Origin of the sequence: Marnyiella aurantia (assembly GCF_014041915.1) — a bacterium.
Taxonomy (GTDB): domain Bacteria; phylum Bacteroidota; class Bacteroidia; order Flavobacteriales; family Weeksellaceae; genus Marnyiella; species Marnyiella aurantia.
This window is the reverse complement of record NZ_CP059472.1, coordinates 1280482-1292420: the sequence shown is the minus strand read 5'-3', so window position 1 is coordinate 1292420 and position 11939 is coordinate 1280482. Positions and strand designations below refer to the sequence as shown.

General features: G+C 39.8%; 12 protein-coding genes. 5 read left to right on the top strand and 7 right to left on the bottom strand.

Features of this window, described 5'->3' with window-relative positions:
* Positions 1-87 precede the first annotated feature (87 nt).
* The 7 genes from H1R16_RS05905 to H1R16_RS05875 all read right to left on the bottom strand — a co-directional run bounded on the left by H1R16_RS05905 (position 88) and on the right by H1R16_RS05875 (position 5447).
* On the bottom strand, positions 88-786 hold the full coding sequence (locus H1R16_RS05905) for a leucine-rich repeat domain-containing protein (RefSeq protein ID WP_181888004.1): 699 nt from the start codon (positions 784-786) through the stop codon (positions 88-90).
* A 333-nt stretch (positions 787-1119) separates the two neighbouring features.
* The gene (locus H1R16_RS05900) at positions 1120-1899 is read right to left on the bottom strand and encodes a hypothetical protein (protein ID WP_181888003.1); all 780 of its coding nucleotides are present in this window, start codon (positions 1897-1899) and stop codon (positions 1120-1122) included.
* Positions 1900-1971: 72 nt separating this feature from the next.
* Positions 1972-2295, bottom strand: coding sequence for a hypothetical protein (locus H1R16_RS05895; RefSeq protein ID WP_181888002.1), 324 nt, complete (start codon positions 2293-2295; stop codon positions 1972-1974).
* 140 nt (positions 2296-2435) lie between these two features.
* Positions 2436-3131 carry a hypothetical protein gene (locus H1R16_RS05890; RefSeq protein WP_181888001.1) on the bottom strand — a complete coding sequence of 232 codons (696 nt, stop codon included), beginning with the start codon at positions 3129-3131 and terminating at the stop codon, positions 2436-2438.
* Positions 3132-3263: 132 nt separating this feature from the next.
* Positions 3264-3977: a DUF3784 domain-containing protein gene (locus H1R16_RS05885; RefSeq protein WP_181888007.1), complete on the bottom strand. Its 714-nt coding sequence runs from the start codon at positions 3975-3977 to the stop codon at positions 3264-3266.
* Positions 3978-4318: 341 nt separating this feature from the next.
* A complete protein-coding gene (locus tag H1R16_RS05880; protein ID WP_181887995.1) occupies positions 4319-4858 on the bottom strand; it encodes a hypothetical protein in 540 nt (179 codons plus the stop codon).
* A gap of 172 nt (positions 4859-5030) precedes the next feature.
* Positions 5031-5447, bottom strand: coding sequence for an SdpI family protein (locus H1R16_RS05875; protein WP_181887994.1), 417 nt, complete (start codon positions 5445-5447; stop codon positions 5031-5033).
* Positions 5448-5627: 180 nt separating this feature from the next.
* Between H1R16_RS05875 and H1R16_RS05870 the strand changes: the two genes are divergently transcribed.
* The 5 genes from H1R16_RS05870 (at position 5628) to H1R16_RS05850 (ending at position 11939) form a co-directional block, all read left to right on the top strand.
* Entirely contained in the window at positions 5628-6698 is a 1071-nt protein-coding gene (locus tag H1R16_RS05870; RefSeq protein ID WP_181888000.1) for a tyrosine-type recombinase/integrase, read from the top strand.
* Between the two features lie 143 nt (positions 6699-6841).
* Positions 6842-8254, top strand: a complete 1413-nt coding sequence (rlmD, locus tag H1R16_RS05865; RefSeq protein WP_181887993.1) for a 23S rRNA (uracil(1939)-C(5))-methyltransferase RlmD — start codon at positions 6842-6844, stop codon at positions 8252-8254.
* Between the two features lie 75 nt (positions 8255-8329).
* The gene (locus tag H1R16_RS05860; RefSeq protein ID WP_181887992.1) at positions 8330-10840 is read left to right on the top strand and encodes a zinc-dependent metalloprotease; all 2511 of its coding nucleotides are present in this window, start codon (positions 8330-8332) and stop codon (positions 10838-10840) included.
* Positions 10841-11314: a DUF6452 family protein gene (locus tag H1R16_RS05855; RefSeq protein ID WP_181887991.1), complete on the top strand. Its 474-nt coding sequence runs from the start codon at positions 10841-10843 to the stop codon at positions 11312-11314.
* Positions 11280-11939, top strand: a complete 660-nt coding sequence (locus tag H1R16_RS05850) for a DUF6048 family protein (protein WP_181887990.1) — start codon at positions 11280-11282, stop codon at positions 11937-11939. The genes H1R16_RS05855 and H1R16_RS05850 overlap by 35 nt, the downstream gene beginning before the upstream one ends.

Here is an 11939-nt window from a genome sequence, read left to right as displayed (position 1 = left end):
TTTAAAAGAGGTTGTTTTTATAGGTTTCCAAGAACTAGACGCTGAAGTTTGAAGTTGTGCAACGGTTACCCTTGTTAGCAGACGTTTTTAGTTTTGAATAATTATTGGTGCTGGTTTTAATCTTTCTTGATTTTTGTTTTTTAATAATTCAACTTCATTTTCTATATACATAGTTTTCAAAACAGGATTTCCTGCAACATTTAGTTTTTTTATTGCAGTATTTAAAAGGTAAATCTGTCCAAGATTAGGATTTTGAGTCAGATCTAATTCTGTTAATTGTTTGCAACCGTCCAAATTTAATGTATATAATTCAGGGAATTTTTTTGTTTCAAATTTTAAAAATTCATTGTCCTGCAAGTATAAATTTTTAATCTTTGATGAATTTAGTTTTATTTCTTTTAAACCAAGTCTGAATGCATAAAGCCCAACAAGATTATTTAGATTTTTAAGATTAAGTTTTTCAACGTTTTTGTTATCACCAATTATTAATTCTTCTAAACTTTCTAACTTGTTAAGTTTTGAAAAATCCGAAATTTGATTTTTTCTTAAATTTAGATAAGTCAAATTTTTAAACTTTTCAAGTCCAGAAATATCAGAAATATTTTTTTCGTCAAGTCTAAGTTTTTTTGTCTCCAAAACTTCACTTTCTTCTATTTCTCCATTGGAGTTTTTGTCAATTTGTTCAATTAAAGCACGCTTAAGATTATTATCTTTAATATACATCTTTTGGGCATTGCAATTAAGAATAAAAAAGGAAAATAATGTTAATGATAAAAATTTTTTCATATCGAGAGTTGTCTTTTAAAATGTCTGCTAACGAAGCGCGGATTGGCGAAGTTTCCTCTGAAAGCTTGCTTTCCTGAGGGAATTTTGCCAATCCGCAGATGTGTTGAAGGTTTTTGCGACAGCGAAAACGCTTTGACACAGCTGCGGATGTAATCCGCGCTTCGATGTGCAAAAGTTGGAGCGGAGCGGAAACTTTTGCACATCGGTTGGGTATTTCTGTTGGCGGGGATTAAGATAACTGGTTTTTATAAATATAACAGAAAGAACAATTAGCAAAATCTTCATGATGTAAACTTTAACCCCGCTAATAGAAATACCAGGTTAGCAGAAGTGTTATCTTTTCTCAAGTTTTTGAATAAATTGCCTATTTATTCTAGATTTGCTCTTCAGTTTAAATAAGCTGAATAATTTTGACGTTAGTTCATGTTCTTTTTTTGTATTATTCGTTCCTTCATAACCACCAATAGAATAGATTCGATGATCGTTTAACACAATTACTGTATTAGTGTTTGCGCCATCCATTACGGGATATCCTTTTTGGTCCTCTTTAAAATCATTCTCTTTGAAAGAAGTAATAATTTTTTGAATGGCCTTTATCTCTTCTTCATTTAATTCTAAATATTCAGGTTCCAATTTTGGATTATCGTGTATGAATTGCTGATGTTCAATTCTTCTTCTTTCTAATTCCTTATCATTTGCATCTTTGTGCGGAGGAGGAGGCGGAGGAATCGAATATTTCGAGGGATTATAAAATATGAGAGATTTGTCACCCAGATTCGCAATGATTTCAAAATGCTGAATAAAGGGTGGATAATAACCAAACTTTACCAAATCTGCCTCATTAGAATTAATTTTCTTTTCACAACCTACGGTTGCAATAATCAGAAGGATAATTGTGAAAACATATTTCATACGGAATCTCGTTTTAACATTTCTGCTAACGAAGCGCGGATTGGCGAAGTTTCCTCTGAAAGCTTGCTTTCCTGAGGGAATTTTGCCAATCCGCAGATGTGTTGAAGGTTTTTGCGACAGCGAAAACGCTTTAACACAGCTGCGGATGTAATCCGCGCTTCGATGTGCAAAAGTTGGAGCGGAGCGGAAACTTTTGCACATCGATTATAGTTTGCGCTGTGCGTGTCGCCCATGTGGGTTGAAAAATAGCGCAATACTATTTGTTGTACGCAGTTATTCTTCATTTTTCAATGCGGTCTTTACTGCTTCTAGGTCGCCTTTTAAAAACATACTATATAAGTTTTCTATCTGTGTCCAGTTGTCTGCTTGCTTTCTAAATTGAACTTCTGGGTCATCTGAAAATACTGCGATTACGTTCAAGTCTTTACTCGTTTCTAAAACGTTCTCCTCGTCATAAATAACTCCCACCCAGAAAGCACCGTGTTCCTCATCCATTTCTTGAATTTCTTCAATAGCAGTTTTTACGTCGTCAATTGTCACATTGCCCAATGGGTCAGACCAAGCCTTCTGTAGATATGTTTCGGTCGGAGTTCTCATAATTGCGTACAATTTGGGTATTTCTGTTGGCGGGGATTATGATAACGGGTTTTTGTAAATATAACAAAAAGAACAACTAACGAAAATCTTCATGATGTAAACTTCAACCCCGCTATTAGAAATACTTTGTTGTACGCAGTTTATTGTCGCGATATTGGAATTCTTGAATTAATTATAATAAAAATTTTATGGGTGTTTTCAGAGACTTCTGTCCAGTCTCCCACAGATTTATATTCACAAGTTAAATTCATATTTTCTTTTTTATAACTAAATTTAACGTTTCCAACATAACCCGTTGCAAGACGATTTGTAAATTCAGGAGTAGTTATAGCTTGATAAATGAATTTGGATAAACTGTCTTTCTCTGCTTTAGTAAAAAATAGTTTTTGTAATTCAGTTTTTTCAATCTCATATTTAGGCGGAATATTATAAACTTCCTTGCTGAATATGATATTTTCAAACTCTGCGGAATCAGAAAATTTTGAAATCGTTAGTTTTTGAAATCTAGTTTCAATTATTAGTTCATCCCAATAATTATTAGTGTCAGGTTTTGTTAGTAAATCTCGCTTTTTATCACAGGAAAAAACAACGAATGCTGAGAAAAAAATAAGCGATTTTATATTCATTTTTCTTTTGGTGACACTTTTATCTAAATTGCGTACAACGAAGCGCGGATTGGCGAAGTTTCCTCTGAAAGCTTGCTTTCCTGAGGGAATTTTGCCAATCCGCAGATGTGTTGAAGGTTTTTGCGACAGCGAAAACGCTTTAACACAGCTGCGGATGTAATCCGCGCTTCGATGTGCAAAAGTTGGAGCGGAGCGGAAACTTTTGCACATCGTTTGACAATATGGCCAGTAAGGGTTTGCGGGCGATTTCCAGTCAAGTTACACGAAAAGTTGAAGCGGGCTACAAACCTTCGCATACCTCTGAAACCCTTATTGGCTATATTGTGTGTTGGCCACAGTTATTTATTTGTCTATCATTGTTTTAATCTTGTTGAATGTCTTTTCTGTTTCAATTTTATCTTTGAAATTGATGATAATTTTGTCCCCATTATTTTTGGTCATTATCAAATATGGAAATAAATCAGAATGAATTAACAATCTACTTTTGCCAAATTTATCAAGCTTGAAAAACCCTTTTTTGATATTACCGAAACTAAATCCATTAGTCCGCATTTTAATTGTCGGTAATTCATTAGAAAGCTCAACATTATCAATTTCGCCAATACTTATATCAAATCCGTACATTCCTGAAAATCGAATCGTATCATTATCGTAAATTGTCTTTGAAGGGATAAATCCATAAGTTATTACCCCAATCACGAATAAAAATACCAATCCAAGAATAAAATATGTCAGTTTAGATTTCTTAGTCTTGTTTTTGTCAAATTTCTGAGCATTTATAACCAAAATTGTTACCCCGACTAAAGTCACTATCAAAATCATTGAATTGGCAATCATTGTAAAACCAATCCATTTGAATAAATAATATCCGATTATAATTGACAATCCTATAATGATTAATCCATTGCGCATAAAAGTCGATAAACCTTCAATGTCAACATTTTTCTTTTTGTCTTTGGGCATAGTGTTATATCCCGCAATCAATTCGGGTGCGGATTTAACTAAAAATCCAATCCCAATCATGAATAATCCAACTATCAAATTAAGTATATCCATTGTCTGTCAGTTTTTTATAATTGTGGCCAACGAAGCGCGGATTGGCGAAGTTTCCTCTGAAAGCTTGCTTTCCTGAGGGAATTTTGCCAATCCGCAGATGTGTTGAAGGTTTTTGCGACAGCGAAAACGCTTTGACACAGCTGCGGATGTAATCCGCGCTTCGATGTGCAAAAGTTGGAGCGGAGCGGAAACTTTTGCACATCGTTTCGGGGCTTTGCGTTCGGGCGGGATTTCGAAGCACAAAAGCTGATATTATTACTAAAATTTAATTGAAAAACTACCGTTGAATTTTGCACTTCAGCCCGCCTGACGCAAAACCCTTGTTAGCTGCAGGTTTTTTTCTAACTTATTCTAAGCATTTTTTTATTTATTACTTTCCATTTTCCATTGATTTTTTTGAAAACGAAAAGATGTGTGTCGCCACACAACATTCCACAATTATTACTAATTTGAATTATTGCAGTTTTTTTATCAATTGATAAGACTGGCAGTGAGATTTGTGCATTTGAATTTGTTCCCCATCTTTCAGTTTTTTCATCTATTTTTATTTTTTTTATTTTAGTACTACAATCCGTAATTATTTTTGTGTCAGAAATTTTATTTTCTTGAATTTTGTCATCTATTTTTAAATCTGTTTTGGCACTTTGATTTGCAAATTGACTGTAAACTGAAAGTAAGTCGTAAAATTCAAATTCGTTAAAAATTTCTTTATCAAAATCGGTACTCTCTTTTATTATACAAATCTTTTCAGGTTTGAATTCTGTATCTGTAAATATTTCGTTTAGTATTTCATATTTTTTACTTTCAGTTGAATAAGAAGTTAGAAAATATAAAATTCCCAAAAATAATAGTGTCAAAAAAAATCGTTTAAATTTTTTCATTTTTTGTTTTAAAAAGTGTTACGTAATAAACTTGCAGCTAACGGTTTGCGTATTGGCGATGGTGCGGCTTTAACGCGGAAACTTTCTATTATTAACTAATCTTCGGAAAATCTAAAATCGTTAAACTAGCGATTCCTCCGCACTATTGCCAATACGATGTTATCTGCCGTTTTTATTCAAATTTTTGTCTCAATTTTCTTTCAGTCAGATAGAAGATAATTGCGCACAATAAAAACATTAAACATAACGCAATAATCAACTGAATAAATTCATTTCCTTTAATATTAATTCCAATTAATGAAGTCAAAGAAAAAACAAAGCCTGACCAAATCATAATTTTAGCAGAGTAATTTTGGGCAAAATTCCAATTGTTAATGTTTTTCATTGAATTCTTTGTCCGATAACCATACAAATAATTAATTTTTTTCGGAGGAAATAATAACATTACAATTCCTGCAATCATAAAAATTGGCCCAACTAAAATCGGTAAAAGAAAAAGAGGATTTTCAAAATTCATTTTACGAATTAGATTTTTATTTTCAGCTTCAATTTTGTTCCAACGCACACTTGATAAAATGGCAGATAACACGTAAATATATGTATATTATCTGATGTCCTAAAGTTTTTTGTTAAAAAATCAATATACTCCAATAACTATCGGAATATTACAGCTTTATGCTTATATTTGAAGTGCGCATTTTATATTGTAACGATTGAATAACCCGGTTTTTTTGGAAATATTAACATATCCAAAATGCGCATAGGGTATATGGACTTTTCAGACAAAAGATATCGCTTTTTCGAAGGTACCCATGAGGGGAAAAATGTGATATGGATCCAGTTCGAAAAAAACGCTGAAATGATTGCCTGTCTGCGGTCGCACACCAAGGCACGCTGGTCGGCCACCAATAAAAAATGGTATGTGACTGATAACCGCTACCACCGCCAGCTGTTCAATATGCCCCTGCAAATTACCGGAAAAGCGGTACTCACCCAAATTCATCTCCTCAATCTTCCGGAATACAAACGCTTCCAGGAGCACCTTCTGCTTAAGGGTTACAGCCCGAATACCGCCCGCACCTACAGCACCGCATTTGCTCAACTGCTTTATGTTCTCAAAAGTCATCCTGTGAAAGACCTTACCCCGGAGCGGCTGCGCGCCTACTTCCTGTACTGCCACGGGAAACTTAAGCTTTCCGAAAGCGAAATTCACACCCGCATCAATGCTGTGAAATTCTATTTCGAACAGGTACTGCACCGTGAACGTATGTTTATTGACATACCGCGGCCTAAAAAGAAGCAGGCCCTTCCAAAAATGCTCACCAAAACAGAAGTCCGGAAAATTATTGAAGTAACTGAAAACCCCAAACACCGCCTAATGCTCCAGGTGTGCTATGGGATTGGCCTGCGGGTAAGCGAGGTTGTCGCGCTTAAACTTAGAGATATTGACAGCAGCCAAAAACTCGTGCGAATAGAACAGGGAAAAGGTAAAAAAGACCGCCTGACGCTCTTGCCGGAAAGCCTGCTAACCGATATGCGGAACTACTACCTGGTGTACCAGCCCAAAGTCTACCTTTTTGAAGGGCAGGCGGGCGCTGCGTATGCTGCGCGGTCGGTACAGGCCGTCTTTAAAAAAGCCCTGGAGAAAGCCGGAATAAAGAAAAAAATAGGCATCCATGGTCTGCGCCACAGCTTTGCCACCCATCTGCTGGAAACCGGCACCGACATTCGATTCATCCAGGATCTCCTGGGGCACAGTTCCCTTAAGACCACCCAAATCTATACACACGTTACCGACCTTTCCAAAGCGCAGATCAAAAGCCCGCTGGACTCTTTGTGACACGTTTTTACCATGAGTTCTTCGGAGCAATAGGGTATAGAAATAGTAAACCTCTAACTTTTACCAAGAATGAGAGAAAGACACTTGTGATAACCTTTCTTCCGGCCGGCGGTTTTTTTATTCCAAAAGCGTACTTTTGCTGCATGTCTAAAAACAGAAGAAAAAATCAGATACTCGAAAATATTCAGCTTGTTTCCGCAGGTGCCAAAGGCGTTGCTATAGGCCGTACCGCAGAGGGCAAAACCGTGCTCGTGTCGGGCGCAGTTCCTGGCGACCGCGTAAACGCGCGCGTGAAAAAAGCGAAATCCAATTACTTTGAAGCCGAAACCGTAGAAATACTGGAACGTTCGCCTTTCCGCGTGGAACCCAAGTGCATCCATTTCGGCGTATGCGGCGGCTGCAAGTGGCAGAATCTTTCCTACGAAAAGCAACTGGACATTAAACAGGATGAGGTCTTTAACCATATTAAAAGGATTGGTGGCATTGAGGACTTTGAAACCCTCCCTATCCTGGGCAGTGCGGAGCAATACTTTTACCGCAACAAAATGGAGTTTTCATTCTCCAACGCCCGTTGGCTGACCCAGTTTGAAATCAGTTCCGAGGAGAATTTCGGCAGCCGCGATGCACTTGGCTTTCATATTCCCGGCATGTGGAGCAAAATCCTGGACCTTAAGGAATGCTGGCTTCAGGAACCACCTTCCAACGACATCCGGTTGGCAGTCCGCAACTATGCCGCTGTCAACGGTCTGGATTTTTTTGATGTAAAAAGTCAGCAGGGCTTTCTGCGCACTTTAATGCTGCGCCAGAATTCAATGGGAGAGTGGATGGTGCTTTTCCAGCTCTTCCGCGAAGAAAAGGAAAACCGGGAGAAACTTTTTGAATTTTTGCTGAAGGAATTCCCCCAAATTAAAACTTTGGTTTATACAATAAACAGCAAACAGAACGACTCCATTTACGATCAGGAAGTGATTATCTATTCCGGCGACGGTTTCCTGATGGAGGAAATGGACGGCCTGAAATTTAAGATCGGACCCAAATCCTTTTTCCAGACCAATTACCGTCAGGCGCTGGAGCTGTACCGCAAAACGCTGGAGTTTGCCGACGTGCAGGGTCATGAAGTCGTTTATGACCTTTACACAGGGACCGGAACTATTGCCCAGTATGTTGCACGCAACGCAAAACAGGTTATCGGCATCGAGTCGGTACCCGAAGCTATTGCCGCGGCAAAGGAGCACGCCGAACTGAACGGTCTTTCAAACTGTACCTTCTACTGTGGCGATATGAAGGATATCTTCAATGATGAATTCCTGGCCAATCATCCACCGGCAGATGTGCTCATCACCGATCCGCCGCGCGACGGTATGCACCAGAAGGTGGTGGAGCAGATCCTGAAACTTGCTCCTCAGCGTATTGTGTATGTAAGCTGCAATTCTGCCACCCAGGCCCGCGATCTTGCTTTGATGAAGGATCAGTACCGCCTGGTAAAGATCCTGCCGGTGGATATGTTCCCGCAGACGCACCATGTAGAGAATATCGCACTGTTGGAGCGCATATAACTGCATTCACTGAGGACTAAAGGATGCCGGTCCGTCTTAGTATAATTTTCTATCTTTAGCCAAATATAAAATTTAATGATTCTTAAGAACTTCTTCATACTCACCCTTGTAACTTCAGCCTTTTCATTTTCAGCTGCCCAGGAACGCGACACCCTGGTTGTAAAGACAGACACGGCCACCGTAAAGAAGCCGGATACCGCTGCCAAGGACAAAAAGAAAGAAACTGTAAAGCCATATAAGGACGTTATTACTGCCAAAGCCATTTCGGATGCCGGGGCCATCACCGTTCATAAGGTTGAAGAAAAGTATTATTTCGAAATTCCGGAAAAGGTACTTGCAAAAGAATTTCTTCTGGTTACCCGTCTTACCAAGGCGGCTGCCGGTATGCGTTCCGGAACCACTGGTTATGCCGGCGACCAGATTGCCCAAAACCTGATCACTTTTGAAAAAGGTCCGCAGGATAAGCTTTTTGTGCGCTCAATTTCCTATGCTGACTACGCCTCTGACTCAACATCTCAGATGTATAATTCGGTGATGCGGAACAATATGCAGGCAATTATTCACGCCTTCGACATCAAAGCTTACGGAAAGGATAAAAAGTCATTCGTTGTAGAGGTTACCGATCTGGTAAATGCGGATAATGAACTGGTTTCATTTGACGCAGGCATGAAGAAGAGGTTTAAAGTAGGAGCTTTCCAAAAAGATAAATCATTTATCAACTTCATAAAGTCTTTCCCGAACAATCTGGAAATAAATACGACCAAGACTTTTGCGCGTACACTGGGCGATGTCACATTTCCACCGGGCGTAGAAAAGCCTACAGTAAGCGGAAATTACACGGTGGAAATTAACTCATCTCTCGTAATGCTTCCTGAAAATAAGATGCAGGCCAGATACTTTGACCCGAGAGTTGGTTATTTTACTGTTGGCTATACAGACTTCGATCTGGATCCGCAGGGAGTAAAAAGGATTTCACTGATCAAGAGATGGCGGCTGGAGCCAAAACCTCAGGATCTGGAAAAGTATAAGAGAGGCGAGTTGGTGGAACCTGCAAAACCAATTGTATTCTACATAGACCCTGCAACACCGAAGAAATGGGTGCCTTACCTGATGCAGGGTGTTAACGACTGGCAGAAGGCTTTTGAGAAAGCCGGTTTTAAGAACGCAGTTTATGCGAAAATTCCAAATGCCAGAGAAGATCCGGAATGGAGTCTGGAAGACGCGCGTTTCTCAGCTATTGTTTACAAGCCTTCAGATGTACCAAATGCGTCAGGCCCTTCAATCTCGGACCCGCGTACCGGTGAGATTCTGGAAAGCCACATCAACTGGTATCATAATGTAATGAACCTGCTGCGTAACTGGTATTTCATTCAGGCTTCACCAAATGATGAACGTGCACGCAGGATGAATTTTGATGATGAACTCATGGGCGAACTGATCCGTTTTGTTTCAGCTCATGAGGTAGGTCACACTTTGGGACTGAGACACAACTTCATATCAAGTGCCGCGGTACCGGTAGAAAAACTCAGAGATAAAAACTGGCTGGAGAAAAACGGTCATACTCCCTCCATTATGGATTACGCCAGGTTCAACTATGTGGCGCAGCCTGAAGACAGAATTCCGGACAGTGGCATAATGCCGCGTATCGGCGATTATGATAACTGGGCTATAGAGTGGGGCTACCGCCGTTTCTATCAGTATAATTCGCCTGAAAAAGAAAAAGAACACCTGAACAAATGGGTGATGGATAAGATGAAGGATCCAAGGCTTTGGTTCGGTACCGAAAGCAACCCATTTGATCCGCGTTTGCAGAGTGAGCAGATAGGCGACAATCCCATGCTGGCAGGAACCTATGGAATTAAGAACCTCGGACGCATCGTGAAGAACCTTGACAACTGGACCGCTACTCCTAATGAAGGTTACAGTGACCTGAGCACGATGTATGATCAGGTAACTACACAGTTCAGCAGATATTTGGGTCATGTGTCAAAATACATTGGAGGACAGATGGAAACACCTAAAACGATAGAACAAAAAGGTGCCGTGTATGAAGCCGTTTCCCGAAAAGACCAGAAGGAAGCACTGAAATTTCTCAGCACAAACATTTTCGAAACTCCCCAGTGGCTTGTAAGAAATGAGATATTTGAGAAAACGGGAACATCTCCTGTGGAAGTAGTGGAGCGTCTTCAGAATACTGTCCTTAACAGGATTCTTAGTGCGAGTGTTTTGCAGATGATGTACCAAACGCAGGCTACTGAGCAGAATGCATATCCGGTGGCAGAATATATGAATGACCTTAAAGCTGAGATATTCAGTGGGAAAACCGATTTGTACCGCAGAAATTTTCAGCGTAATTACGTGGAGTCAATGCTCTCACTGCTGAACAGCAAACCTACATCCGGTTCCGGCAGACCCGGCAGGTCGGTAGCTGTATCAGACAACTCAGATGTTAAAGCTATTGTGCGTGGCGTACTGAATGAACTGAAAAATGAACTGAAGACAAAGACAGCAAGTGACGCTTTAACCAAGTATCACTATGATGATCTTCTGTACCGTTTGGAGAAGGCACTTAACCCCCGGAGCTAAATGAAAATCTTCCTTACATTGCTGACGTCTCTGTTTTTGTTCTTCTCTTGTAGTACAGACGATGATATCTGCACGGATGGGGAAGGTACACCCCAGGTAAAAATCAAATTTAAAACGTTTGCAACCGGAAAGCCGCGAACGCTGGATTCCGTATTTGTGGCGGTGGATTATGGTGCCGGTCCCGTAGCTGTGGTGCAGAATACGGTAGCCACAGATTCCCTCATGCTTCCGCTGAGGGTAGAAGATGTTCCTTTTACGGACATCTATGTGGCCACGTCCAGTACCGGCAATTTATCACAGATTAGGTTGAACTATACTACAACTTCAGAATATGTATCCCCTGCGTGCGGTATAAGACGACTTTATACAGGTCTTTCTGCCACTTTGCAGGCCCCGAATCCTGTATTAGCCGTTGAAACTGCCCAAAATGAAATAGTAAATGAAAGCAAAACTCACCTTTTCCTACTTTTTTAGCCTTCTGTTTATTGGTATTTCTGCACAGGAGATTGCACCAGCTGAGAAGTCAAAGTGGAAATACAGTCCGAATTTTGTGGTTGGGGTTGATGTGCTTAGTGCGGGACTTTCCTTTTTCACGGACCGTCAGGTATTCCAGGGCTTTGTATCTTCCCGACTGAACCGCGAACTGCATGCCGTAGCGGATGCAGGTTTTGAGAAAAACATTTATATAAAGAACGGATACGATGCTGAGGTGAACGGACCGTTTGTTAAAATAGGTACATTATATAGGTTGATGAAAGATCCTGAAAATCCTCTCAACGGTTTTTACGTTGGCGGAAAAGCAGCTGCATCTTTTTACACTCAGGAATACCGTGCTGTTCCGGTACGCGGTTTTGGAGGAAGCACATCATCTGTTGCTTTTCCATCATCGGCACAATCTTCTTATTGGATTGAAGGCCACGCAGGTGGTAGGGTACAGTTATTCGACAGTAATTTCTACATTGATGTAAATGTACAGCCCAAATATGTTCTGTACTCTACTACGCAGGAAGATATTAAACCTATGATTATTCCCGGCTTCGGCAGAAGTTCCGGGAAATTCAATATGGGTTATATGTGGAATATTGCTTATTCGTTTTAA

What these genes read in the sequence shown, in the direction of transcription:
- H1R16_RS05905 (WP_181888004.1), bottom strand. Translation starts at nt 786, where the DNA reads ATGAAAAAATTTTTATCATTAACATTATTTTCCTTTTTTATTCTTAAT.
- H1R16_RS05900 (WP_181888003.1), bottom strand. Translation starts at nt 1,899, where the DNA reads ATGTGCAAAAGTTTCCGCTCCGCTCCAACTTTTGCACATCGAAGCGCG.
- H1R16_RS05895 (WP_181888002.1), bottom strand. Translation starts at nt 2,295, where the DNA reads ATGAGAACTCCGACCGAAACATATCTACAGAAGGCTTGGTCTGACCCA.
- H1R16_RS05890 (WP_181888001.1), bottom strand. Translation starts at nt 3,131, where the DNA reads ATGTGCAAAAGTTTCCGCTCCGCTCCAACTTTTGCACATCGAAGCGCG.
- H1R16_RS05885 (WP_181888007.1), bottom strand. Translation starts at nt 3,977, where the DNA reads ATGGATATACTTAATTTGATAGTTGGATTATTCATGATTGGGATTGGA.
- H1R16_RS05880 (WP_181887995.1), bottom strand. Translation starts at nt 4,858, where the DNA reads ATGAAAAAATTTAAACGATTTTTTTTGACACTATTATTTTTGGGAATT.
- H1R16_RS05870 (WP_181888000.1), top strand. Translation starts at nt 5,628, where the DNA reads ATGGACTTTTCAGACAAAAGATATCGCTTTTTCGAAGGTACCCATGAG.
- rlmD (WP_181887993.1), top strand. Translation starts at nt 6,842, where the DNA reads ATGTCTAAAAACAGAAGAAAAAATCAGATACTCGAAAATATTCAGCTT.
- H1R16_RS05860 (WP_181887992.1), top strand. Translation starts at nt 8,330, where the DNA reads ATGATTCTTAAGAACTTCTTCATACTCACCCTTGTAACTTCAGCCTTT.
- H1R16_RS05855 (WP_181887991.1), top strand. Translation starts at nt 10,841, where the DNA reads ATGAAAATCTTCCTTACATTGCTGACGTCTCTGTTTTTGTTCTTCTCT.
- H1R16_RS05850 (WP_181887990.1), top strand. Translation starts at nt 11,280, where the DNA reads ATGAAAGCAAAACTCACCTTTTCCTACTTTTTTAGCCTTCTGTTTATT.